The following is a 22571-nucleotide window of genomic DNA, read 5'->3' on the forward strand; positions in this document are numbered from 1 at the left end:
GCCGTCGCCGGCTGACGTTCGTCCGTGAAGGCCTCCTTCCCGGCTCTTATGGCCGGGAAGGAGGCCTTCACGGCTTTCAGGCCGGCTTCAGCGGGTCGTGGCCGAGGGACATCAGCCGGTGGCGCCAGTGGCTCTCGCCCGCGGTCGGCTCGAGGTCGTCGCGGCGCTGGGCGTGCACCCGGTCGACGACCCGGCGCATCACGCCGGCGTCGTGCGCGTCCACGTCGGACCGGCGTTTGCGCAGGATGGCCAGTACTTCGTTGCCCGTCAGCGGGCCCGCCTCGTCGGGGAGCGGCTCGGTCTCCGGGCCCGCGTCACGGGTGCGCAGCCAGTCCTCCAGCTCGCGCGAGGTCATGTTCACCACCCGGTGGAACTCCGCCCACAGCTCGTCGTCAACAGCCGGATTGTCCATCCCCGTCGGCTACCCGGCGCGGCCGACGTCAAACCGGGCGTCCCCGGCCGGTAGAATTCGTTCGGACCCGTTGAAACGCCAGCGGTGGTCTCGGTTGACGCTGCTGGCGAGCTCATCCCCTGTGCTCGCCGCTTGACGCATGGGAGGGGTGGGCCTTGCCGACCACTGGCGACGGCATGGCGGAGCGGGTCGACGAGCTGAACGCCGTCCTGGCCGATCTCGTCGGGGTCCTCGAATCGATGTCCGACACACCTGGCCTGCTCGACGCGGTCTGCGGCGAGGCGGTCCGGGTGGTCCCGGACGCGGACCTGGCCAGCATCATGGTCGTCCGCGACGGGGTGACGCAGACGGCGGCCTTCACCGACGAGCGCGCCCGGCGCATCGACGACGTCCAGTACGCGGCAGCCGACGGTCCCGGCCTGCTCGCGGCGCTCACCGGCGAGGTCGTCCGGGTCGCGGTCGACGAAACGGGCGACCAGTGGCCCGAGTTCGTCGCCGCGGCGAAGGAGCTCGGGGTGGGCAGCTACCTGGCGGTGCCGCTGCGGGTGGACGACACGCTCGTCGGCGCGATCACGTTGTTCGGGTTCGAGACCCACGGCTACCACGAGTTCGACACGAAGGTGCTGCGCCTGTTCACCCTCTGCGTGGAGACGGTCCTGCGGCTGACCCGCCGCTACCGCGAGGCCCGCAGGCTCGCCGACGAGTTGCGCAACGCGATGGAGACGCGCGCGGTGATCGAGCAGGCGAAGGGCATGCTGATGCTGATCCACCGGGTGAACGAGGACACGGCGATGCAGCGGCTGATCGTCGAGTCCCAGCACACGAACATCAAGCTCCGCGACGTCGCGGCGCGGTTCACGAGGAGGATGAGCTCGGCGGAAGGTGGGACGGCCCGGCACTGAACGGGGTCCCAGGCCCGCGCCCGGCTCAAGCGCCCCAATGTGGCGTTCGGTGCGTCCAACGCAACCAACGCCACATTGGGTGCTCCATCCATGCCCCCACCGCCGCCCTCAACGGAGGCGCTTCGCGCCGCAGTGCCGATTCAACGCAACCAACGCCACATTGGGGCGTTTGCGGAGCCGGGGTTCAGCGGCAGCGGTAGCTCGACGCCGTGGCCGGGTCACCGCCGGTGTAGCGCGAAACCCGCGGGTACGGGCACAGGTCGCGCGTCTTGCCGTCCGCGGACGCCGCCGCCAGGGTGGCCGGGGCCTTCCCGTGCTCGACCCAGTCGACCAGCGCGCCCAGCGCGTTCGTCGGCTCGGGGCCGCCACCGCCGAAGCAGTGCTCGACGCCCGGGGCGAGGAACAGGCGGTAGAAGTCGTTCACCCTCCGTGGTCCGCCCATCGCCCGGTCCACCCTGGTGCGGTAGGAGAGCGTGCCGCCCGGCGGGATCAGCTGGTCGTTCGCGCCGACGAACGTGATCAGCTTGCCGCCGGCGCGGCGGAACGCCGACAGGTCGGGGTCGGACGTGCCGATGACGCCGTCGTACTCCCGCACCGACTGGCGGAACAGGTCCGCGAACTGCGCGTACGTCAGCTTCGAGGTGTCGAAGGCGAGCTGCTTCTCCAGGAACGACTGCACCCACTTGACGGCCACCGGGAAGCCCGGCGCGGTCAGCGTGCCGTCGGGACCCGGCTGGGTTCCGGCGAGCCAGGTGAAGTCCGCGCCCTTCGGCAGCCCGGACCACAGCTTGCGGCCGTGCTCGTCGGTCGGGCCGGCCCAGATCTTGCGCACGACCTCGGCGTCGGCAGCCGTGACGGTGAACTCGTGGCCGTCGCAGACCACCTTCGTCCCGACGAGGCTGCGCGGGTCGTAACCGCACTCGTCGGGCCGGTCGACGATGCCGTTGGTCACGCCGTCGCGCGCGTCGCACGCCTGGATCGCCGCCGTGCGGAACGCCGAAAGCACGCAGGGGCTGGGGAAGTCGTGGCTTTGGTTCATCACGACCTGCGGCCAGAGGGTCGCGACCGCGAACCGCGTCCAGTCGACGGCGGGGGCGTTGGCCAGGATGCCGTCGAAGTCGTCCGGGTAGCGCTGGGCCTCGGAGTAGCCCTGGCGGCCGCCGGTCGAGCAGCCGGTCCAGTACGAGTACGAGATCGGCCGCTGGTAGTGCCGCTGCGTGACGGCCTTGCCGATCAGCGCTTCTTCGTGCACCGACCGGGTGGCGAAGTTCGTCAGCAGGGTCTGGTCGACCTGGCCGTTCTTGACCGCCCAGGACGTGTCGAGGCCGTCCGGGGACACGCCCGCGTCGGTCGTCACGGCGCTGTAGCCGTCCTTGGCCGCCTGTGGGAGCGCGTCGAAGTTGCCGGCGGCGTAGGCGCTGCCGCCGAGGGCCTGGAGGCGGCCGTTCCACCCGGTGTCCGGCAGGGCCACGGCGACCTTGACGTGGTCGGCGCCGGTGTGGGTGAGCGTGACGGTGACCTGGCACAGGTCCGTCTTGGGTTCGGCTTGCACCGACTCGATCTTCGCGCCGGGCGGAGCGGGCACCGGAACGGCGGCGCAGGGTGTGGCGGCCGCGGCGCTCGGCGCGGCCTGCACGACGGTGGTCAGCAGGAGCGGCACGGCGGCCGCGAGGAGTAAGCGTCTCATCGGGTCTCTCTGGTCGCTTTCGTCCGATGTGGACATTGCTCCGGGAAACCTAGGCGGCAGGCGGGGATCGCCGCGCCCGTCGGATGACGCTGCGTGTGTACGTCACTCGGCCTTGAGCTGCGGAAACGTGCTTTCGGTAAGGTCGTTTCCATGGCGCTGCGCGGACGGGACACCGAGCTGAAGGAGCTGCGTGAGCTCGTCGACGGCCCGGAAGACCGCAGTGGCGTCCTGATCCGCGGCGAGGCGGGCGTCGGCAAGTCGGCGCTGGTGGCCGAGACGGCCGCCGCGGCGTCGGTCGCCGGGCTGCGGGTGCTGCGCACGACCGGCGCCGAAGCCGAGCGGAATCTGGCGTACGCGGGTCTGCACCAGCTGCTGTACCCCGTCCGGGCCGGGGTGGCCGAGCTGCCCGCGCCGCAGCGGGACGCTCTGCGGACGGCGCTGGGGCTGGCCACGGGCACCGAGCCGAGTGTCTTCCTCGTCGGGCTCGCCGTGCTGACGCTGCTGGCCGAGGAGGCGGCGGCGAAGCCGTTGCTGCTGGTCGCCGAGGACGTGCACTGGCTGGACCGGGCGAGCGCGGACGTACTCGCCTTCGTGGCCCGGCGGATCGAGAACGAACCGATCGTGCTGGTCGCGACGCTGCGGGACGGCGCCGAATCGCCGCTGCTCGACGCGGGGCTGGCCCCGATGGCGCTCGACCGCCTGCCGCCGGACGCGGCCGCCGAGCTGCTGGACGCGGTCGCCCCGCGGCTCGTCCCGGCGATCCGGACCCGGTTGCTGGCCGAGGCGGCGGGGTTGCCGCTGGCGTTGACCGAGCTGCCGTCGGCGGTGGCGGATCTCGACGGGCTCGATCCGGTGCTGCCGCTGACCGAGCGCTTGGAGCGCACGTTCACGGCCCGCGTGGCGGCGCTGCCGGAAGTGACGCGGACGGCGCTGCTGGTGGCGGCGTTGAACGAGACGACATCGCTGACGGAGACGCTCGAGGCGGCCGGCGCCCTGCTCGGCAGGGGCGCCGAAGGGGAAGCGGAGGCGGTTGGGCCGAGCCGAACCGGTGCCGAGCTGCCGGCTGTCCCCGCAACCAGCGCCGATCCCGCTGTCCTCGCTCCCGCCGCCGACGCCCGGCTCATCGATCTCTCCGCCGGCACCCTGACCTTCCGGCACCCCCTGATGCGGTCCGCCATCCCCGCCGCCGCCACTCCGCTCGATCGCCGGAACGCCCACCTCGCCCTCACCGAAGCGCTCCGCGACCAGCCCGACCGCCGCGCTTGGCACCAAGCCGCCGCCACCGCCGGGCCCGATGAAACCGTCGCCGCCGAACTCGAGCGGACCGCCGAACGGGCTCGGTTCCGCGGCGGGGCCGCCGCGGCCATCGCCGCGCTCGAACAGGCCGCCCGGCTGAGTCCCGATGCCGGCGACAAAACGGACCGGCTGCTGCTGGCCGCCGAACTCGCCGTCGACTCCGGTCGTCGGGAGACCGCCGAACGCCTGGTACATGCTGCGAACCCCACCGGCGCTCGCCGTCGCGCCACCGCGAGCCGGCTGCTCAGCGAGTTCGAGGACGGCGTCCGGGAGGACCCCGCCCGCGTCGCGGAACTCGCCGAAACCGCCCGGTCCGTCGCGGCCGACGGGCAGCACGACGCGGCGATGCGCATCCTCTGGAGCGCCGCCATGCGCTGCTTCTGGACCGAACCCGGCACAGCCGCGAGAAAAGACCTCCTCGACCTCGCCGACCGGCTGCCCATCCCGGCCGGCGATCCGCGGATCGTCGCGGTCACCGCGTACGTCGCACCCTTCGAACGCGGTGAAGCCGTCCTGGCGCACCTGCGGGAGCTGGTCGCGAAGACCGGCGCCGATCCCGAGGTCGACCGGTACCTGGGCAGCGCCGCGCTGCAGGTCGGCGCGTTCGACCTCGCCGCCCGGTTCTCCGCCGCCGCGGCGCCGGGCCTGCGCGCCCAGGGCCGGCTCGGGCTGTTGCCGCGGGCGCTGGCCGTCCAGGCGTGGAGCCGCGTCCGGCTCGGCGACCTGACCGGCGCCGCACCGGCCGCGGCGGAGGCGGCCAGGTTCGCCCAGGAGACCGGCCAGCCGTTCATGCACGGCCTGGCCACGGCGGTCCAGGCCGAGATCGCCGCCCTGCGCGGCGACCACAAGCAAGCGAAGACGCTGGCCGGCGAAGCCGAACGCGCCGGGCTCGCGGCCGGCGCCCGGCCCGTGCTCGCCACCGTGCAGCTCACCCGCGGGCTGATGGGCCTGAGCGAAGGCCGGTTCGAGGACGCGTTCGCCGACCTGCGGCGGCTGCTCGACCCGGCCGATCCCGCCTACCAGCTCGCGTTGCGCACCTTCTGCGTCGCGGAACTCACCGAGGCCGCGATCCGGGCCGGGCGGACCGGCGAACTGCGAGACGTCCTGGCCGGGCTCGAGGGCCTGGACACGCCGTCACCCGCGCTGCGCATCGGCCTGCGGTACGCGCGCGCCGTGCTCGACCCGAGCGACGAGCTGTTCGCCGAAGCGCTGCGGGCCGACCTGAGCGGCTGGCCCGCCGAACGCGGCCGCGTCCACCTGGCGTTCGGTGAGTGGCTGCGGCGCCAGCGGCGCGTCGTCGAATCGCGGACGCACCTGCGTACGGCCCGCGAGACGTTCGACGCGCTCGGCATGGCCGCCTGGGCCGAGCGGGCGCGGCGCGAGCTGCGCGGCGCGGGCGAGTCGAGCCCGAACCGGGGCCCGGACGCGCGCGAAAAGCTGACCCCGCACGAGCTGAGCATCGCGCAGCTGGCCGCCGAGGGGCTGACGAACCGGGAGATCGGGCAGCGGCTGTACCTTTCGCACCGGACCGTCGGTACCCACCTGCACCGGATCTTCCCCAAGCTGGGCGTCAGCTCGCGTGCCGACCTCGCCGGGATGCTGAAGACGCTCGAGTGACGTACACCCGCTGCGTCACCTGACGGGCGCGGAGGTCACCGGATCGCTCCTAACGTCGTGAAAGTCCCACAGTCTTTCGCGCAGGAGCAGCAGATGATCAGCAGGAGAAGGTTCGGGCAGGCGTTCGCGGCCGGGCTGGCGGCGACATCGCCGGCGGCTTGCTCGTCCGCCGCGGCGCCGGCCTCCGGGACCGACCTGCGGGCCGGTTCCGGCGAGCACACCTCGCTCGGGCCGGTCAAGCACGCCGACGCCGGGGTGCTGAGCATGGCCTACCACGAGTTCGGCCCGGCCACCGGGCAGCCGGTCGTGCTGCTGCACGGCTGGCCGTACGACCCGTACAGCTACGCCGACGTCGCGCCGATCCTGGCCGCCGCCGGCTACCGCGTCATCGTCCCGTACCTGCGCGGCTACGGGCCGACGGCGTTCAAGTCCGCCGAGACGGTCCGCAACGGCCAGCAGACGGCGGTCGCGCTCGACGTCATCGCCCTGATGGACGCGCTCAAGATCGACAAGGCTGTCCTGGGGGGCTACGACTGGGGCGGCCGGACCGTCGCCGTCATCGCCGCGCTGTGGCCGGAGCGGTGCAAGGCCGTCGTCGCCGTGAGCGGGTACATCGTCACGAACCTCAAGGCGAACCAGCAGCCCCTCGCCCCGGCCGCCGAACTCGGCTGGTGGTACCAGTACTACTTCGCGACCGAGCGCGGGCGCGCCGGCTACGCGGCCAACCGCCACGACTTCAACAGGCTGATCTGGCGGAACGCGTCCCCGGCCTGGCACTTCGACGACGCGACGTACGACCGCAGCGCGGCGGCGTTCGACAACCCCGACCACGTCGCCATCGTCATCCACAACTACCGCTGGCGGCTGAGCCTGGCTTCGGGCGAGCCGCAGTACGAGGCGTACGAAGGGAAACTGGCCGCCGGCGCGGCCATCGGCGTCCCGTCGATCACCATCGGCAGCGACTTCGACGGCGCGGCCAAGGACGGCAAGGCCTACCGCGCCAAGTTCACCGGCAAGTACGAACACCGGATCTTCGACGGCATCGGCCACAACGTCCCGCAGGAGGCGCCGCGCCCGTTCGCCCAGGCGATCCAGGACGCGGCCCACCTGTGAAAAGCGGTCAGGCGACCGTCGCGTCGAGGGTGACCTCGATGTTGCCGCGCGTCGCCTTCGAGTACGGGCAGACCTGGTGCGCGCCGCGGACCAGCTCGTCGGCCGTCGCCTGGTCGAGGCCCGTGACCTCCAGGTGCAGCACCGCGCTGAGCTTGAACTCGCCCGCCTCGGTGTCGTGGTGCAGGGTGACCTCCGCGACGACGGCGAGGTCGTTCAGCGGCACCTTCTTCGCCCCCGCGACCCGGCGCACGGCGCCCACGAAGCACGACGCCCAGCCGGCCGCGAACAGCTGCTCGGGGTTGGTGCCGTCGCCCGCGCCGCCGAAGGCCTTGGGCACGGCGAGGGTGACGTCGAGCGCGCCGTCGTCGGAGGTCGCGCGGCCGCCGTTGCGGCCCTCCGCGGTGGAGGTGGCGACGGCGGTGTAGGTCACTTCGGACATGGTCTTCCTTTGCTCTGGCGGGTGGACGACCCCACGCTAGGAACCCGCGTGCGCGCGCGGCGACCGTCGTACGACGTCACCCGTGTACGTCACCGGCGGCGGGGTAACCGGCCCGGATGCGAATCGTGGTGACCGGAGCGACGGGCAACATCGGGACCGGGGTCGTCCGCGCGCTGAGCGCCGACCCGCAGGTCGAGACGATCGCCGGGCTCGCCCGGCGGACGGCGGGCCGCCCGCCGGACAAGGCCGGGTACGTGCGGGCCGACATCGAGCGGGACGACCTGGTGGCGCACTTCCGCGGCGCCGACGTGGTCGTCCACCTGGCCTGGCTGTTCCAGCCGACGCGCCGTCCGGAACGCACCTGGCACGCGAACGTCCTGGGCTCGCTGCGGGTGTTCGACGCGGTGGCCACGGCGGGCGTGCCCAAGCTCGTCTATTCGTCGTCGGTCGGCGCGTACTCGCCGCGTGACGGCGACGAGCCGGTCACCGAGGACTGGCCGACGCACGGCTGGCCCGGTGCGGCGTACACGCGGGAAAAGTCTTATCTGGAGCGGTATCTCGACGCGTTCGAGCTCCGCCACCCGAAGCTCGACGTGGTCCGGCTCCGGCCCGGGTTCGTCTTCCAGCGCAGTGCCGCGACGGAACAGCGCCGCTTGTTCGCCGGGCCGTTCCTCCCCGGTTCGCTGGTGCGGCCGGGGCTGGTGCCGGTGCTGCCGGACGTCCCGGGCCTGCGCTTCCAGGTCGTGCACACCGCGGACCTGGCCGACGCCGTCCGCCGCGTGGTGACGCGCCCGGTGCGCGGGGCGTTCAACATCGCGAGCGGCCGGGTCGTCGACCCGAGGTTCGTCGCCGGCCTCTTCGGCGCGCGGACGGTGCCGGTGCCGGTCGCGGCGGTCCGCGCGGCGGTGAGCGCGGCTTGGCGCCTGCACGCGGTGCCCGCGTCACCCGGGCTGTTCGACGCGGTGATGCGCCTGCCGGTGCTGGACACCACGCGGGCGGAGTCCGAATTGGACTGGCAGCCGCGGCACGACGCCGCGTCGACGGTGAAGGAGTTCCTCGCCGGGCTGCGTGTGGGCGCCGGCGCGGACACGGCACCGCTCGCCCCGGACCGGCACCGGCCGCACGAGATCAGCACCGGTGTGGGCCGCCGCCCTTGAGATCAGCCTCGCTGGTGGTGGCGCAGCAGGCGGGTGAGCAGAGCGGTCAGGGTCTGCCGGTCGTCGGCCGTGAGCGGGCCGAGGAGTTCGTCCTGCGCCTGCTCGAGCGCCTGGTCCAGCCGCCGCAGCTGCCGATCGCCCGCCTTGGTGAGGCTGACGATGTTGCGCCTGCGGTCGCCGGGATCGGGTGCCCGCTCGACGAACCCGCGCTCGGCGAGCTCGTTGATCGCCGCGACGACGTCGCTGCGGTCCATGGTGCACCGGCGGCCGAGGCCGGCCTGGCTGGCCGGCCCGAACTCGGCGAGGGCGGCGAGGATGCGGAAGTGGTACCCGCGCGCGTCCGCGGCGGCGAAGCCCTCGGAGGCCAGCCGGTGGGCGTGCACGGCGAGCTGGGTGAGCAGCCAGCTCGGCTTCGCGGTCAGGCGGGCGGGGGCTTCGTCCACGCGGGGCAGCCTACATCGTTGGCGCGGCCAACTCAGGCGAGCTCGGACGAGACGACCGAAGGAAGCGCCCGCAGCCGTTCGAGCAGCGGCTCGATCTCATCACCGGCCAGCAGGACGGCGCAGACCATGCTGCTTTCGCGAACGCCGTCGCGGATGTCGACGGAGAGTTCGTGCACGAGACGGCCGTCCTGGGCCAGTGCGCCGACGAGGCCGGGGACCTCTTCGACACCGCCGACGAAGTAGGTGGCGATCCGGCGCCGCAGCAGCATCGCGGACCGGGGAGCGGGAACGGCGAAGGAAGTGGACATGGCGTGATCTCCACGGTTCGGTGGGAAGGGATCGGGGCCAGGTCCGCCCAAAAGGTGCCGCGAATTCCACGGTCGCCAACGCAGCGCGCCGGCGACCTGGTTCAGCCGGCGCGCCGGGTTACGAGTCGCAAGGACATCAGGCGCGGCACGGCGACAGGCTAACACGACCGCGCCCGGCCGGCCGGGCGGCTCGCCAGACGTCTTGAACGACTCGTTCAGGACGTCCGACGTCCTGAACGAGTCGTTCAAGACGTCGCGGCGGACCACGGCCGGGTCAGCTCGCCCGGATGATGGCCAGCCCCAGCGGCGTGATCTCGTGGATCTGCGACTTCCCCGACCGGGCACTCGTGATCAGCCCGCTCGCCCGCAGGACCGACGCGTGCTGGCTTGCCGTCGCCGGGGAGATGCCCGTCAGCTCGGCCAGCTCCGTCGTGTTGCAGCGGGTGATCGCCGTGGTCATCAGCACCCTCGCCCGCGTGTGGCCGAGCAGCGCCGCCAGGGACGGGCCCGGCTCCGCGTCCCGGTCGAAGCGTGCGTGGCTGATCGAATACACCAGCGCCGGGGGCAGGCCCGGGTCCTTGTACGTCGTCGGCATGCCGTGGGCGAAGAACGCCGGGATCAGGCGGAGGCCGCGGCCGTTCAGGTGCAGTTCCTGCTCGATCGGGAAGCGCACGCGCAGCACCGGCGGGGTCCACGTGATGTCCGGGTGCAGCGTCGAAAGCAGCAGCTGGGGGCCGCCGCGGTCGAGGTTCGTCCGGAGGCGGCGGCGGTCGCGGGCCACCGCGTTGCGGACCGCTGCCCAGTCGGGGGCGACGCACTGGCGGTAGTAGTCGTGCAGGGCCGTGCCGAGGCGGCGCAGTTCGCGGGGCTCGCCGTCCGCGAGGCGGCGCAGCCACGGCTGGACGCGGGTGCCCTGAGCCGTGAGCTCGGCGATGTCGGCGGCGAGCGTCGGCGAAGGCGTTTCGAGCACCGCCGAGACGCCTTCGCCGATCGTGCGCGCGCCGGCCGGGGTGAGGAAGTCGGGGCAGTAGCCGTACGGCGGGACGGCCGACATCAGCAGCCGGCCCGACTCCGGGACCGCGGAGCGTGATCCGCGGCGCCACCGGCCGAAGAGCGGCTCGCCCTCCGGCCGCCGGATCCGGTAGCTGCTCATCAGCAGCTCCCACATCGGGTCGGCGTCCTCGGCGATGGTCACCTTCGCCAGGTCCGCTTCCGTGAAGTGCACTTTCAACATCGCCCCCGAGCGTAGCCCGGGCCGTCCCGGGGCCCCGACGCAGAGGTGCCGGAAATTCACGGACCCGGCCGGGAATTCCGTGCGATTCGCGCGTGGTCTTCACCCTCCGCAAGGGTAAAAAGCCGTGCCGTGGCAGTTCACCCTGTGTGATTGGTGCGTACGGGGGAAACGGCCGGTGTTCCTTGACAACACCGCCGTCATCGCGGTTACGTCTTTGGCTGAATTCTGTGGAAAAGGAACCAGAAATCGTTCTCGGGCCACCGGTACGAATCGAGCCACGCCACCGATGAAAGAAGACGAACCTCCATCCCGTCGTTCCGCCGCGTCCTGGAATCCGGGGAGCTGGCGGTTGCGCACCAAGATCTCCGTGGTGCTGTTGCTGCCCGTCCTGGTCGCCCTGCTGCTGGCGGGCGGACGCGTGCAGGGCGAGCTCGCCCAGGCGGGCAAGCTGAGCGCCGTGCGCGACCAAATGCCGGTCGTGCAAGGGATTTCCGAACTCGCCGGGCTCGTCGACGACGAGATGATCCACGACGGCGGAGCCGCCCAGACCGCCGCGGTCGACGCGAAAGCCGCTTCGGTCCGCCACGACGCCGCCTTTTCCCAGCTCGACCTCCAGTTGTCGCGGACATTGGAAGATCAGCTGGGTAAATTGGCCGGCCTGCGGCAGCAGACCGGTTCGCAAGCGGCGAAAACCGCCGCGTACCACGACTTCTCCGTCGGGCTCAGCGAACTGATCCCCCGGGTCGTCGGCCAGGCGCCGGACGCCGATCTCGACACCGCGGCCGATATCGCGAAAGCATTGGTGCAGCTGAGGACCGGTCTCGCCGATCAGGAAGCGCTGACCGGAAACTCGGCGGACGCGCTGGCGGCCGCGGTCGCCGAAGAAACCGTGCTGACCGGCCAGATCCGCCGGGTGCTGCCGGCCGGCGCGGCGGCGGCCCGGTTCGCCGCGGCGACCAGCCCCGGCGCCGGCGGCCCCGCGGCGAAGCGGGCCGTGCTCGGCACCATCCTCGCCGAGCAGGTGAAGACGCTTTCGGACGCGGTCGGCGTGCAGACCAACCTCGCCCGGTCCGACGCGCTGCGCGACGCCGCGCTGGTGCTCGCGTCCCTGCTCGGCGCCCTCGCCATCGCCCTGGCCGTGGCCCGGTCGGTGGTCGCCCCGATCCGGCGGCTGCACGCGGCCGCGCTGGACACCGCGCGCCGCCGGCTGCCCGCCACGATCGAACGCATCCGGGACGGCGACGACGTCGACTGGCGGACGACCGCGCCGCTCCCGGTCGATTCCGAGGAGGAGATCGGGCAGCTCGCGCGCGCCTTCGACGACATGCACCGGCAGGCGGTGCGCCTGGCCGTCGGCGAGCAGGCCGAGATGCGGATCCAGGTCAGCGAGATGTTCATGACGCTGTCGCGGCGCAGCCAGTCGCTGGTGGAGCTGCAGCTTTCGGTGATCGAGGACCTCGAAGCCGACGAGCAGGACCCGCAGCGGCTGGCCGAGCTGTTCCAGATCGACCACATCGCCACCCGGCTGCGGCGCAACGGCGAGAACCTGCAGGTCCTCGCGGGCGGGCGGCCGGTGCGCCGCGACGTCGGCCCGGTCGCGACCGTCGAGCTGCTGCGGGCCGCGACGTCGGAGGTCAAGGACTACCAGCGCATCACGCTCGGCAACGCGCCGCGCGGCTCGGTGCAGTCCGAAGCCGCGGCCGACGTCGTGCACATCCTCGCCGAGCTGCTGGAGAACGCCATCCGCTCGTCGCCGCCGGACGAGCAGGTCGTGCTCACCGCCGACCGCGGCTTCGACGGCGGCCTGCTGATCGAGGTCGTCGACGTCGGGCTCGGCATGAGCCGCGAAGACCTCGAAGCGGCGAACGCCCGGCTGGCCGCCGGCGCGGCGGTGAGCCCGGAAACCACCCGCCGGATGGGCCTGTTCGTGGTGAGCAGGCTGGCCGCTTCCCACGGGATCACCGTCCGGCTGCGGCCGACGACCACGCGGACCGCCAGCGCCGGCATCACCGCCAGCGTGCACGTCCCGGGCGTGCTGATCCTCGTCGACCTGCCGCAGCGGCCGGGGCTGCCCGGGCTGCCCGGGCTGCCCGCGCCGGCCCCGGCGGTCAACGGCACCGCCCGGCACGAGCTCGAACCGCGGTGGCCTGCCGAAGAACCGGGCCCCGCCGTCGCGGAGAGCACCCCGATGTTCGACCAGATGCTGTCGCACTGGTTCGCCGAGGCCCCGGCGAAACCGGCGTCACCGGCGTCCAACGGTGGCTGGGCGTCCCCGGCCGACCAGGTCCGGCAGGCCGCGGAAGCCGCGGTGGGCAGCTTGGACGACGTCGAGTTCACCGACTCGGGCCTGCCGACCCGGCAGCCGGGCGCGCAGCTGGCGCCGGGCTCGGTGACCCCGCGGCAGCCGAAGCCGGTGGACACGTCCTTCCGCGATCCGGCCGCGGTGCGGAACAACCTTTCCCGGCACTACAGCGGCATGCGCGCGGCCCGCCACCGGGTCGCGGCCGACCCGAAGGGCCAGCAGTGATGAGCACCCGGCAGGAAGGAACGGAAGTGGTCGACCAGTCCCGGAACTGGCTGGTGTCGGCGTTCACGCAGGAGGTGCCCGGCGTCGCGCACGCCGCGCTCGTCTCGGCGGACGGCCTGCTCGTGGCGGCGAACGAAACCCTGCCGCGCGACCGGGCCGACCAGCTTTCGGCGATCGCGTCCGGCCTCGCGAGCCTCGCGCTCGGCACGGCGGACCTGTTCACCGCGGGGCGGGTCGTGCAGTCGGTGATCGAGATGGAGCAGGGATTCCTCATGCTGATGAACGTCGGCGACGGCTCGAACCTGGTGGTGCTGGCCAATCCGGGCTGCGACATCGGGCTGGTGGGCTACGAGATGACGTTGCTCGTCGACCGGGTCGGGAAGATGGTCGAGACCCCGGCCAGGCCCGCGGCCACACCGGGGGCGGCCCGGTGACGGAAGGCCGGTGGCGCGAAAGCGGGCGGCGCGAGGGCGGGCGGCACGCGGCGTCGCTGGCCCGCCCGTACGCGTGGACCGCCGGCCGCACCCGGCCGACGGTCGACCTGGCGGTGGAAGCCCTCGTGGAAACGACCGCGGAGGGCCGCACCGCGCCCTACAGCCCGACCAACCCCCTGGCCGTGGTCACCCAGCTGTGCCTGCACCAGCGGTCGGTGGCCGAGGTGGCGGCCCACCTGGGCGTGCCGCTGGGCGTGGCCAGGGTGCTCATCGGCGACCTGCTCTTCGCCGGCCAGGTGTCGATCCGCGACACGCTCACCGCGGACGCCTCCTGGGACGAACGGAACGACCTGCTCGAAAGGGTCCTCAGTGGACTACGTGCGCTCTGACAGTCACTCCAAAGGCCGCATCACCTCGGCGAAGATCGTCGTGGCCGGCGGATTCGGGGCGGGCAAGACGACCTTCGTCGGCGCCGTCTCGGAGATCAACCCCCTGCGGACCGAAGCCCTGATGACGGCGGCGGCCGTCGGCGTCGACAAGACCGAGGCGGTGCCGGGGAAGTTCGCCACCACGGTCGCGATGGACTTCGGCAGGCTCACCCTCGCCGACGACCTGGTGCTCTACGTGTTCGGCACGCCCGGCCAGCACCGGTTCTGGTTCATGTGGGACGACCTGGTCTGCGGCGCGGTGGCGGCGATCGTCCTGGTCGACACGCGCCGCCTGGCGGACTGCTTCGCGCCGATCGACTTCTTCGAGTCGCGCGGCCTGCCGTTCCTCGTGGCCATCAACCAGTTCCAGGACACCCACCAGCACGCGCCCGACCAGGTGCGCGAGGCCCTCAAGATCCCGGCGGCGGTGCAGATCATCACCTGCGACGCGCGGTCGCCGGAGTCGACCAAGCAGACCCTCATCGCCGCGGCCGAGCACGCGCTCGCCGAGCTGCACGCGCCTCACCGACGGAAAGCCTGACAGGAGCCCGAGAAATGCCCATGGACCACGAAGACTTTGCGATGGGCAACTGGCTCGTCGTGCTCGCCTACCTCACCTCGGTGGTGGGGTGCGCCCTGGGGCTCGCCTGCACGCTGCAGGCGCGTTCCACCGACAGCCCGCGGAACCGGCTGACCTGGCTCGTGCTCGCGGCCGTGTCCATCGGCGGCGTCGGCATCTGGGTCATGCACTTCATCGCGATGCTGGGGTTCTCGACGCCCGGGATGCCGGTGCGGTACGACATCCTGCGCACGACGCTGTCGGCGATCCTTTCGGTGGTCGCGGTGTTCTGCGGGCTGCTGGTGTTCGGTGTCCGCAACCGGTTCGCGTGGAAGCGGCTGCTGCTGGGTGGGCTGCTGACCGGGCTGGCGGTGGCCGTCATGCACTACACCGGGATGTGGGCGGTGCAGGTCAAGGGCACGATCGGGTACGACCCGACGACGGTGGTGCTCTCGGTGGTCATCGCCGTCGTCGCGGCGACGGCGGCACTGTGGTTCACGGTCGGGCTGGACAAGCTGCTGCCGCGGCTGGCGGCGGGCCTGGTGATGGGCGCGGCGGTGACGGGCATGCACTACACGGGCATGGCGGCGGTGCGCCTGCACCTGGACCCGGCGGCCCCGGACCCCTCCGGCACGGAGGTGTTCTCGTTCCTGTTCCCGGTGTTCGTGCTGGCGGCGCTGGCGATGGCCGTGCCGATCTGCGCGGTCCTGATGGCCACGTCCAGCTCGGAGGCACCCCGGCACACGACGGTCGCCCCTTAGTCCGTTGTGGACACGGGGAACCGGTCGGCGCTGAAGTGCACCAGGATCGCGGTCGCGGTCGCGCACACGACGTCGCCGGCTTTCAAGGTCCCGGCGGCGTGGAGCTTGCGCCCGTCCCGGCGCACGAGCCGCCCTTCCGCGGTGAGCGGCACGGCGTACGGCGTCCCCTGGTGGTAGTCGACGGTGAGGGACGCCGTCATCCCGGGAAAGCCGGCCGCGGCGGTCGCGCGGCCCAGGACGTGGTCCAGCACGGCCGCCACCCAGCCGCCGTGCACGCGGCCGGGCGGTCCTTCGTGCGCCGCGCCGAGGAGGACTTCGGCGCACACGGAGTCCGGCTCGACGCGCACCCACGACAACGGCGGGGCGAGCGGGTTCCCGGGCCCTTCGAGCGGGTTGTTGATGCTGAGGTGACCCCCGCCTTCGAGGGCGGCGAGCAGCAGGGGTTTCGCGCTGCCGGCCGCGCGCAGCGCCTCGGTGACGGCTTCGACCCGCCGTGCGGCGGCGGCGAGGCCGGCCTCGTCGTCGCGCACGCACACGGAGGCTTCGATCAGTTCGCGGATCCGGGAGCCGAGCAGCGCCCGCCCCGGCGGCACGCCGTCGACGACGGGAAACGGATTCTCGGGCATCGCGCTCCCTGGGGCCGGAACTAGAACGTGTTCCACTCTAGCAGGAGTGGAGGGCTTCATTTTGCTTCGCGCAGCACTCGGTCGGCTGCCTCGTCGACGGCGGCCCGGCCGAAGGCGTTGACCAACGACAGGTAGATCAGGACCGGCGCCGCCGGGGCCCACTCGCCGATCCTGTCTTCCCGCAGCAGGTAACGGATCGACGACTCCGGGTCGAAGCTCACGAAGTCGAATTCGGGGTGTTCCCACCCGTCTTCGACTCCGCGCGAGAGGTGGTCCTGCAAGTCGTCCCGGCGCAGGTCCCCGAGCTGGGCGAGGAACAGCGCGCCCCACTGCGACAGGGACGTGACGACGTGAAAGGCCAGGAGGTGGAGGTCGTACCGGCCGGCCGAGAGCTGCAGTTCCTCGCGGAGGCCGCGCCGGGCCGCTTCGAACAGGTCCGGGGGCAGGCCGTCGGCGGAGTCCTTGTCGCGGGAGAGGCCTTCGTTGGCCGACGAGTTCCACTGCCGTTTCCCGGTCACGACCCGGCTGCTGCGACGCGACACGAGCAACCAGTCGTCGCTGGTGACAACGGCCATGTTGAGGCCGAAGCCGCTACGCATGAAGTCCGGGATCTGGCTCAGCTCCCGGCCTTCGAGGTAACGGGTTCTCGGGGTCGCTCCGCCCGGGAGCCGGCGGTCGAGCTGCTGTGTGGCCAGGAAGGTGAAGTAGTCGCTGTATTTGAGCACCAGCGTGACCTCGGGCAGCTCCTGAGGTCCGGCGCGCGAGATGATGAGGTCGTCGACGGCGAAGTTCGCGCCGTTCCAGGCGTGGCTGTCGCCGGCGGCCTTGCGCCGTGCCTGCTCCCGGGCGACGTCGTCGCGCCACTCCGACAGCTCGTCGGGAAGCCGCACCTGGACGGGGTTCACCAGCACGCGGACCCTGTCCCTGTCGATCTCGTGTTCGCCGTCTCCTTCCACGATCACGCACGGCGCTCGGAGAGCTCCGAGCTTGAATTCGCGGTTGAGATCCGGTGCCGACCGGCTTCGCCGCGTCCAACGGCGAAGAAGCTTCCCGGCCGATTTGACCCGCTTCTTGAGCATGTCTTCGAAGAAGACCCCCAGCACGAGGCCCAGCAGGGAGCCCGCCAGCAGCCCGGTGGGCCCCGATGACAACCACTCCAGCATCTCGCCCAGCCTCGTCCGGTGGCACAACGCTGGCGAAGTCGGCTCTCAGCGTTTTCCGTTACAGCGTGGCGGAGGGCGTCACCAGGTCGGCCGGGCGCTGACACCGCCGTCGACGACCAGGTCGTGACCCGTGATCCAGGACGCCAGCGGGGAGGCGAGGAAGACGCACGCGTTGCCGACGTCGGCGGGGGTCCCCAGCCGGCCCAGCGGCGCCGCGCGGTGCCACCTCTCCACGCCGTCCTGCCACTCCTCCTCCAGGCCCGCGCGCGAGATCAAGCCGGGGGACACCGTGTTGACACGGATGCCGCGCGGCCCGTACTCCAGCGCCGCGCCGCGGGCGTGCGTCACCAGGGCCGCCTTGGCCGCGCTGTAGTGGACGTGGCCCGGCGCCGGCTGCCGGGCCTCGATCGACGCGATGTGCGTGATGCTGCCGCCGTCGCGCATGAGCCGGGCCGCCGCCTGGGTGCAGGAGAACGCGCTGGTCAGCGTCGCGTCCAGCATGGCTCGCCAGCGCTGGGCCGTCAGGTCCGCCAGTGCCTCGACCGGCTGGACGCCGGCGTTGTTCACCAGCGCGTCGAGCCGGCCGCCCCAGTTCGCCACGGCCTCGAGCAGTTCTCGGCAGGCCTGGTCGTCGGTGAGTTCGGCGGCGAACGCGCGGGCCCGGCCGCCCGCGGCTTCGATCGCCGCCACGACGTCGTCGGCCGCGCCGGGGCGGCGATGGTGCACGGCCACCGCGCTGCCCGCTTCGGCGAACCGGAGCGCGATTCCGCGGCCGATGGTGCCGGATGCGCCCGTGACGCAGGTGATCGTGCCGGACAGGCCGGGGACGGAGGTCACCGGCCGATCGTAGATCCGCGTCGCCGATCCGTCGTAAGTTTGGGGGTATGGCCGAAACCCGGAAGTTCGCCGGACTGCTGCAGACCCAGATCCGCCACGAGTTCACCGCCGCCCAGCAGTACATCGCCCTCGCCGTCTGGTTCGACGCCCGCGACCTGCCACGGCTGGCCAAGCGCTTCTACCGGCAGGCGATCGAGGAGCGCAACCACGCGCTCGCGATGGTGCGCTACCTGCTCGACCGCGACCAGCCGGTGGCCATCCCGGGCAGCGGCGACGTCCGGAACGACTTTTCGAGCGTGCACGAAGCCATCGAGCTGGCCTTGGCGCAGGAACGGGCGGTCACCGCCGACATCGAGGCGATGGCGAAGGCCGCGCGGGCCGAGGAGGACTACCTCGGCGAGCAGTTCGTGCACTGGTTCCTCAAGGAGCAGGTCGAGGAGGTGGCGCAGATGTCGACACTGCTCACGGTGGTCGAGCGGGCGGGCGGCAACCTGTTCGAGGTCGAGAACCACCTGTTCCGCGAGTCGGCCACGGCGGTCGAGGACGCCCCGGACATGCCGCCGGTCGCGGGCGGGAAACTCTGAAGCTGGCGGCCCCCGGGCGGGTCGTGCGGGCCGTTTTCCGGGCTCCCGTGCGGCTGTACGACCACGGCTGGGGCCGGCTGCTGGGCCGGCGGTTCCTGTGCCTGACGCACGTCGGGCGCCGGTCGGGACGCGTGTACCGCACGGTGCTCGAGGTCGTCGGCATCGACGACGGCGAGTACTTCGTCGTCGCCGGGCTGGGGCCGGGCGCGGACTGGTTCCGCAACATCCGGGCCCGGCCGCCGGTGGAGGTCGTCGTCGGGAGCCGCCGGTTCACGCCCCGGCACCGCGTGCTCGGCGAAGCCGAAGCGATGCGCGTCTTCGCCCGCTACGAGCAGCGCAACCGCTGGGCCCGGCCGGTCCTCCACCTCCTGCTGAGCAAGCTCCTCGGCTGGCGCTTCGACGGCAGCGAGGCCGCGCGCGGCCGGATGGCGCGGCAGCTGCCGATCGTCGGGCTGCGGGAGTAGGACGCGCCCGTTTCACCTGTTCGCGCGGAATCGCCACGAGATCGGGTGGTTCCCGCAGGACAGGGCCTCGAAGGGGTTTCGGTCGTGCAACCATTTGCCGTCGGTTGCCCGGCCCGGCCTAGCGAATACCACCGTTCGGAGCAAGGGTGGAGCCCTCGCCGGCGACGCGGCCGGCGGAAGGGGCAGCGATGGCGGAGCGGTTCGACTTCACCCTCGACCCGGTCGAAGCGGACGTCCTCGGCCAGGCCCTCGGCGTGCCCGCGCGGATCTTCCCGTTCCGGTTCCGGCCGGTGCCGGGGGATCCCCGGCGGCTGGCCGCGCTGGTGGACGACGTCGAGGCCGCGCTCGCCCGGCGGCGGCTGTCCGTGCGGGGCCGGCTCAACCGCGGCCTGCGCACGGCGTTCGCCCTGTTCGGCGCGCACCGGGTGCTCGTCGCCATCGCCGGGATCGACGGGCTCGGCGAAACCATCGCGGTGGCCGGGCTGACCGACGGCGCCCAGGCCCTCGGCGTCACCCAGTTCGCGGCGGACGACCGGCTGGAGTTCTCGCTCTTCTCGGACGAGGAGTTCGTCGACGTGCTGGCCGGGGTGCTGCCCGCGGTCGACGGCGCGGGCGGCGGCCCCGTCTCCGTCGAGCGGGCCGCCGATGCCGAGATGTCGGCGATGCGGCGCCGGCGCCTCGCCGAAGCCGAGCACGACCACGAGGAAACCCGCGCCTTCGACACTCTCGACGTGGGACCGCAGGTCGGTCCCGGCGGCCGGGAACCGGAAGCACCCGACGAGCTCGCCGAAGTGCTGGCGGGCGCCCGGTTCGGCGGCGGGCAGATCGTCGTGACCGGACGCGCGCGCCGGATGGCCTCCACGCTCGGCTGGGTGGACACGGCGGCGGGCCGGTACCTGGTGCACGCGGCGGCCGGGCCGAACGGTGCCGTGTCGGCGCGCTACGAGCCCGCCGGCCGTGACGTCGTGGCCGGCGCGATCGGACGGGCGGTGTCCCATGTCTACTGACGGTGGTTTCGCGGTCGGCCCCCAGGTCGGGGCCCAGCTGGTGGCGGCGCTCGACACCGTCGCCGCGACCCTGGACGCGGAGGCGGCCCGGTGGGCGGTGCTCGGCGGGCCGCCACCCCTCGGGGCGACCCCGGCCGCCCGGTTCGCCGCCGCGCGGATGGCCGCCACCGCGACCGACGACCGCGGCCTGCTCACCGGGCTCGAGCGGGCCCGGACGGCGTTCCCCCGGTACGTCGAGGCGATCGAGACGGCGGCGAAGGAGTACGCCGGCCGCGAGGCCGCGACGCGCGACACGATCGGCCGCCTCCACCCCGGAGCCTGAGCGTCGAGGAGCACACGTGTCGAGAGAACCGGACACCTGGTACGCCGGGTTCCAGCGCACCCTCCGGCAGGCGCCCGAAACCGCTTCGGGCCCGGATCTGCGGCCGTCCACGGGGATGCCGGCGACGGTGTGGGAGAACGTCTCCCACGAGCAGATGACGACCGAGATTTCGACGGACGCGAACCCGGCCGCGGTCGCCGAGTCGGCGCAGGAGTGGCTCCGCATCGGGGAGGAGCTGCTGCTGCACGAGCGGGCACTGGCCCGCGCGGTCGAAGACAGCCGCGGCGATTGGCAGGGGCCGGGCGGCGACGCCGTCCGCCGTCACCTGACGGCGGTCGCGCACTGGCTCGGCACCACCGGCCGCGGGGCATTGCTCGCCGGGCGGCAGCAGCAGCTCCAGGCGCAGGCGCTGGAGGAGGCGCGCCGGCGCATGGCGGCCAACCCGCCGGTCGAGTTCTCGGCGGAAGCGGCCAACGCGCGGCTGCAGGGGATCACCGACCCGGTCGAGTACGCCCGGCAGCTGGGCGAGGACACGCGGGTTCGCCAAGCCCGGGAAGCCGCGCACGCCGAGGCGGTGCGGATCATGACGGAGTACGACCGGACGCTCGCCCAGACCGTGGCGACGCCGTTCTTCGCCGCGCCGCCGGAGCTGCCCGGGGCCTCGGCTGTCTCAAGTGGACAGACGGCACCGGGCCGGCCCGGGGCGGGGACGGGTGCCGGTGGGGTGCCGCCCGCGCGCTCGCCGGAGCAGGTGGTGGCGGCCGGGGCTGCGCAGCCCGGCTCGCCGGTGGCCGGTGGGGTCGCGGCGTTCCCGGCGGCGGATTCGGAGGGCGCGGGCGGCGTTCCGGCTTTCCCGGTGGCGGGTGGGGTCCGGCCGGGTTCGCCGGTGGCCGGTGGGGTGTCGCCGGGTTCAACGGGGGAGGTCGAGAGCAGGACCCCGGCTTTCCCGGCGGTGGGCGGAGTCCCGCCGGGTTCGCCGGTGGCCGGTGGGGTGTCGCCGGGTTCAACGGGGGAGGCCGAGGGCAGGACCCCGGCTTTCCCGGCGGTGGGCGGGGTTCGGCCGGGTTCGCCGGTGGCCGGTGGGGTGCCGGTGCCGCAGCCGGGCTCGGAGGCCGCAGGCGATGTTCCGCCCCTGCCGCAGCCGGGTTCCCCCGCGGCGGGTGGGGTTCGGCCGGATTTGCCCGCGGCCGGGGGAGTTCCGCCGGTGCCGCGGCCGGATTCGCCGGTCGCGGGTGGAGCGCGGTCGGATTCGCCCGTGGCGGGCGGGGTGCCGCCCTTCCCGCAGCCGGATTCGACGGTGCCGGCAGGGACCCGGCCGGTGGTGGGTGGGGTGCCACCGTTGCCGCCGCCGGATTCGACGGTCGCGAGCGGGGCTCGCTGGGTTCCGCCGTTCCCGTCGCCGGATCCGGTCGGCGCGGGTGGGGTTCCCCCGCTCTTGCCGCCGGATCCGGGGGTGGCGAGCGGGACCACGGGGCCAGTGCCGCCGGGCGGCCCGGCGTTCCAGCCGGGCATCCGGGGTGGCCGGCGCCGTGAGGACACCGTGCGGCCCGGCGGCCCTCGCGTCCCCGAGCTGCCCGATGCGGCTCCGGGGGAGGCCGCCGGAGTGCCGGGATCCGGTGCTCTGCGGCGTGAGGATGGCCGGCTGCCCGGTGAGGCCTCCGGTGTGTCCGTGCCGGGTGGTTCGCGGCGTGAGGACGCACGGTCGCCGGGCCCGGCCGGCCCCGATGGGCCGCGGCCCCCGGCCGGTCAGCAAGGCGCGCCGGGCACGGCGGGCGCGCTGGGCGGCGTCCCGCGGGCGGGCGGCAAGCCCGCCGAGGACGCGGAACACCGCGTCGCCGACTACCTCGAAGCCGATCCGGAGCTCTTCGCCGCCGAGCAGCCGGTGGTGCCGCCCACCCTCGGTGACTGGAAGAAGAACAAGAACTGGAGGAAGAAGCCGTGACGGGATTCGGAGTCGCCGCGGATGAGCTCACCGTGCACGCCGGACACCTCGATGCCCTCGACTCGCGGATCGCGGTGGTGGCCGCCACGGTCGCGGCCTCCTCGATGCCGGGCAGCGCCTACGGCCTGCTCTGCGCGTTCCTCCCGCCGGTCGTGAACCCGGTGGAGGACAAGGGAAAGGACGCCCTGGCGGCCACGGCCGAGGCCGTGCGCACCACGGCGGCCAACCTGCGCACCGCGGCCGGGAACTACCGGCAGCGCGAAGACGCCTCCGCCCAGCCCTTCCACGACTACCTCGCCTGAGAGGAAC

The 22571-nt window shown here is 73.0% G+C and carries 24 protein-coding genes; 15 read left to right on the top strand and 9 right to left on the bottom strand.

Annotated elements, in window-relative coordinates:
* Window positions 1-76 precede the first annotated feature (76 nt).
* Window positions 77-412, bottom strand: a complete 336-nt coding sequence (locus AB0G28_RS11175) for a DUF3140 domain-containing protein (RefSeq protein ID WP_361086302.1) — start codon at window positions 410-412, stop codon at window positions 77-79.
* Between the two features lie 176 nt (window positions 413-588).
* Between AB0G28_RS11175 and AB0G28_RS11180 the strand changes: the two genes are divergently transcribed.
* Entirely contained in the window at window positions 589-1314 is a 726-nt protein-coding gene (locus AB0G28_RS11180) for a GAF and ANTAR domain-containing protein (protein WP_361086882.1), read from the top strand.
* A 184-nt stretch (window positions 1315-1498) separates the two neighbouring features.
* Here the strand turns inward: AB0G28_RS11180 and AB0G28_RS11185 are convergent, their stop codons facing one another.
* Complete coding sequence (locus tag AB0G28_RS11185; protein WP_361086305.1) at window positions 1499-3001, bottom strand: tannase/feruloyl esterase family alpha/beta hydrolase; 1503 nt, start codon at window positions 2999-3001, stop codon at window positions 1499-1501.
* A 150-nt stretch (window positions 3002-3151) separates the two neighbouring features.
* Here AB0G28_RS11185 and AB0G28_RS11190 point away from each other — a divergent pair, with 150 nt between their 5' ends.
* A complete protein-coding gene (locus tag AB0G28_RS11190; RefSeq protein ID WP_361086308.1) occupies window positions 3152-5914 on the top strand; it encodes an AAA family ATPase in 2763 nt (920 codons plus the stop codon).
* A 93-nt stretch (window positions 5915-6007) separates the two neighbouring features.
* Window positions 6008-7027, top strand: a complete 1020-nt coding sequence (locus AB0G28_RS11195; protein ID WP_361086311.1) for an alpha/beta hydrolase — start codon at window positions 6008-6010, stop codon at window positions 7025-7027.
* Between the two features lie 7 nt (window positions 7028-7034).
* Here AB0G28_RS11195 and AB0G28_RS11200 read toward each other — a convergent pair whose 3' ends face one another.
* Complete coding sequence (locus AB0G28_RS11200) at window positions 7035-7466, bottom strand: organic hydroperoxide resistance protein (protein ID WP_361086314.1); 432 nt, start codon at window positions 7464-7466, stop codon at window positions 7035-7037.
* 116 nt (window positions 7467-7582) lie between these two features.
* On the opposite strand from AB0G28_RS11200, the gene AB0G28_RS11205 reads away from it, so the two are divergent.
* On the top strand, window positions 7583-8623 hold the full coding sequence (locus tag AB0G28_RS11205) for an NAD-dependent epimerase/dehydratase family protein (RefSeq protein WP_361086316.1): 1041 nt from the start codon (window positions 7583-7585) through the stop codon (window positions 8621-8623).
* Between the two features lie 2 nt (window positions 8624-8625).
* Here the strand turns inward: AB0G28_RS11205 and AB0G28_RS11210 are convergent, their stop codons facing one another.
* The 3 genes from AB0G28_RS11210 to AB0G28_RS11220 form a co-directional block, all read right to left on the bottom strand.
* Complete coding sequence (locus AB0G28_RS11210) at window positions 8626-9066, bottom strand: MarR family transcriptional regulator (protein ID WP_361086319.1); 441 nt, start codon at window positions 9064-9066, stop codon at window positions 8626-8628.
* 32 nt (window positions 9067-9098) lie between these two features.
* Window positions 9099-9374, bottom strand: coding sequence for a hypothetical protein (locus tag AB0G28_RS11215; RefSeq protein ID WP_361086322.1), 276 nt, complete (start codon window positions 9372-9374; stop codon window positions 9099-9101).
* 274 nt (window positions 9375-9648) lie between these two features.
* The gene (locus AB0G28_RS11220) at window positions 9649-10608 is read right to left on the bottom strand and encodes a winged helix-turn-helix domain-containing protein (protein ID WP_361086324.1); all 960 of its coding nucleotides are present in this window, start codon (window positions 10606-10608) and stop codon (window positions 9649-9651) included.
* A 349-nt stretch (window positions 10609-10957) separates the two neighbouring features.
* On the opposite strand from AB0G28_RS11220, the gene AB0G28_RS11225 reads away from it, so the two are divergent.
* Genes AB0G28_RS11225 through AB0G28_RS11245 form a run of 5 tightly spaced genes read left to right on the top strand, consistent with a single transcriptional unit; the run spans window position 10958 to window position 15317 of the window.
* On the top strand, window positions 10958-13135 hold the full coding sequence (locus AB0G28_RS11225; RefSeq protein WP_361086327.1) for an ATP-binding protein: 2178 nt from the start codon (window positions 10958-10960) through the stop codon (window positions 13133-13135).
* Window positions 13135-13569 carry a roadblock/LC7 domain-containing protein gene (locus tag AB0G28_RS11230; RefSeq protein ID WP_020640722.1) on the top strand — a complete coding sequence of 145 codons (435 nt, stop codon included), beginning with the start codon at window positions 13135-13137 and terminating at the stop codon, window positions 13567-13569. Before AB0G28_RS11225 ends, AB0G28_RS11230 begins: the two co-directional genes overlap by 1 nt.
* On the top strand, window positions 13566-13958 hold the full coding sequence (locus AB0G28_RS11235) for a DUF742 domain-containing protein (RefSeq protein WP_361086330.1): 393 nt from the start codon (window positions 13566-13568) through the stop codon (window positions 13956-13958). The genes AB0G28_RS11230 and AB0G28_RS11235 overlap by 4 nt, the downstream gene beginning before the upstream one ends.
* A complete protein-coding gene (locus tag AB0G28_RS11240) occupies window positions 13939-14538 on the top strand; it encodes an ATP/GTP-binding protein (RefSeq protein ID WP_361086332.1) in 600 nt (199 codons plus the stop codon). The genes AB0G28_RS11235 and AB0G28_RS11240 overlap by 20 nt, the downstream gene beginning before the upstream one ends.
* A 20-nt stretch (window positions 14539-14558) precedes the next feature.
* Complete coding sequence (locus AB0G28_RS11245) at window positions 14559-15317, top strand: MHYT domain-containing protein (protein ID WP_361086885.1); 759 nt, start codon at window positions 14559-14561, stop codon at window positions 15315-15317.
* Here AB0G28_RS11245 and AB0G28_RS11250 read toward each other — a convergent pair.
* From AB0G28_RS11250 to AB0G28_RS11260, 3 genes are all read right to left on the bottom strand, one after another.
* A complete protein-coding gene (locus AB0G28_RS11250; RefSeq protein ID WP_361086336.1) occupies window positions 15314-15943 on the bottom strand; it encodes a PaaI family thioesterase in 630 nt (209 codons plus the stop codon). The genes AB0G28_RS11245 and AB0G28_RS11250 overlap by 4 nt on opposite strands.
* Window positions 15944-15999: 56 nt before the next feature.
* Window positions 16000-17106, bottom strand: a complete 1107-nt coding sequence (locus tag AB0G28_RS11255) for a hypothetical protein (protein ID WP_361086339.1) — start codon at window positions 17104-17106, stop codon at window positions 16000-16002.
* 78 nt (window positions 17107-17184) lie between these two features.
* A complete protein-coding gene (locus AB0G28_RS11260; RefSeq protein WP_361086342.1) occupies window positions 17185-17943 on the bottom strand; it encodes an SDR family NAD(P)-dependent oxidoreductase in 759 nt (252 codons plus the stop codon).
* Window positions 17944-17990: 47 nt separating this feature from the next.
* Between AB0G28_RS11260 and AB0G28_RS11265 the strand changes: the two genes are divergently transcribed.
* The 6 genes from AB0G28_RS11265 (at window position 17991) to AB0G28_RS11290 (ending at window position 22564) form a co-directional block, all read left to right on the top strand.
* Window positions 17991-18527, top strand: coding sequence for a ferritin (locus AB0G28_RS11265; protein WP_361086344.1), 537 nt, complete (start codon window positions 17991-17993; stop codon window positions 18525-18527).
* Window positions 18528-18550: 23 nt separating this feature from the next.
* Entirely contained in the window at window positions 18551-18991 is a 441-nt protein-coding gene (locus AB0G28_RS11270) for a nitroreductase family deazaflavin-dependent oxidoreductase (RefSeq protein ID WP_361086347.1), read from the top strand.
* A gap of 188 nt (window positions 18992-19179) precedes the next feature.
* Window positions 19180-19998, top strand: a complete 819-nt coding sequence (locus AB0G28_RS11275; RefSeq protein WP_361086350.1) for an ESX secretion-associated protein EspG — start codon at window positions 19180-19182, stop codon at window positions 19996-19998.
* Window positions 19988-20320, top strand: coding sequence for a hypothetical protein (locus tag AB0G28_RS11280; protein WP_361086353.1), 333 nt, complete (start codon window positions 19988-19990; stop codon window positions 20318-20320). The genes AB0G28_RS11275 and AB0G28_RS11280 overlap by 11 nt, the downstream gene beginning before the upstream one ends.
* Window positions 20321-20336: 16 nt before the next feature.
* The gene (locus AB0G28_RS11285; protein WP_361086356.1) at window positions 20337-22262 is read left to right on the top strand and encodes a PPE domain-containing protein; all 1926 of its coding nucleotides are present in this window, start codon (window positions 20337-20339) and stop codon (window positions 22260-22262) included.
* Window positions 22259-22564 carry a type VII secretion target gene (locus AB0G28_RS11290; protein ID WP_361086359.1) on the top strand — a complete coding sequence of 102 codons (306 nt, stop codon included), beginning with the start codon at window positions 22259-22261 and terminating at the stop codon, window positions 22562-22564. Before AB0G28_RS11285 ends, AB0G28_RS11290 begins: the two co-directional genes overlap by 4 nt.
* Window positions 22565-22571 lie beyond the last annotated feature (7 nt).

Source organism: Amycolatopsis sp. NPDC021455 (genome assembly GCF_040640995.1).
Lineage (GTDB): Bacteria > Actinomycetota > Actinomycetes > Mycobacteriales > Pseudonocardiaceae > Amycolatopsis.

Excerpts from the sequence above, each read along its gene's own strand:
- AB0G28_RS11175 (WP_361086302.1), bottom strand. The coding sequence starts at position 412 with ATGGACAATCCGGCTGTTGACGACGAGCTGTGGGCGGAGTTCCACCGG.
- AB0G28_RS11180 (WP_361086882.1), top strand. The coding sequence starts at position 589 with ATGGCGGAGCGGGTCGACGAGCTGAACGCCGTCCTGGCCGATCTCGTC.
- AB0G28_RS11185 (WP_361086305.1), bottom strand. The coding sequence starts at position 3,001 with ATGAGACGCTTACTCCTCGCGGCCGCCGTGCCGCTCCTGCTGACCACC.
- AB0G28_RS11190 (WP_361086308.1), top strand. The coding sequence starts at position 3,152 with ATGGCGCTGCGCGGACGGGACACCGAGCTGAAGGAGCTGCGTGAGCTC.
- AB0G28_RS11195 (WP_361086311.1), top strand. The coding sequence starts at position 6,008 with ATGATCAGCAGGAGAAGGTTCGGGCAGGCGTTCGCGGCCGGGCTGGCG.
- AB0G28_RS11200 (WP_361086314.1), bottom strand. The coding sequence starts at position 7,466 with ATGTCCGAAGTGACCTACACCGCCGTCGCCACCTCCACCGCGGAGGGC.
- AB0G28_RS11205 (WP_361086316.1), top strand. The coding sequence starts at position 7,583 with ATGCGAATCGTGGTGACCGGAGCGACGGGCAACATCGGGACCGGGGTC.
- AB0G28_RS11215 (WP_361086322.1), bottom strand. The coding sequence starts at position 9,374 with ATGTCCACTTCCTTCGCCGTTCCCGCTCCCCGGTCCGCGATGCTGCTG.
- AB0G28_RS11220 (WP_361086324.1), bottom strand. The coding sequence starts at position 10,608 with ATGTTGAAAGTGCACTTCACGGAAGCGGACCTGGCGAAGGTGACCATC.
- AB0G28_RS11230 (WP_020640722.1), top strand. The coding sequence starts at position 13,135 with ATGAGCACCCGGCAGGAAGGAACGGAAGTGGTCGACCAGTCCCGGAAC.
- AB0G28_RS11245 (WP_361086885.1), top strand. The coding sequence starts at position 14,559 with ATGGACCACGAAGACTTTGCGATGGGCAACTGGCTCGTCGTGCTCGCC.
- AB0G28_RS11250 (WP_361086336.1), bottom strand. The coding sequence starts at position 15,943 with ATGCCCGAGAATCCGTTTCCCGTCGTCGACGGCGTGCCGCCGGGGCGG.
- AB0G28_RS11255 (WP_361086339.1), bottom strand. The coding sequence starts at position 17,106 with ATGCTGGAGTGGTTGTCATCGGGGCCCACCGGGCTGCTGGCGGGCTCC.
- AB0G28_RS11265 (WP_361086344.1), top strand. The coding sequence starts at position 17,991 with ATGGCCGAAACCCGGAAGTTCGCCGGACTGCTGCAGACCCAGATCCGC.
- AB0G28_RS11275 (WP_361086350.1), top strand. The coding sequence starts at position 19,180 with ATGGCGGAGCGGTTCGACTTCACCCTCGACCCGGTCGAAGCGGACGTC.
- AB0G28_RS11280 (WP_361086353.1), top strand. The coding sequence starts at position 19,988 with ATGTCTACTGACGGTGGTTTCGCGGTCGGCCCCCAGGTCGGGGCCCAG.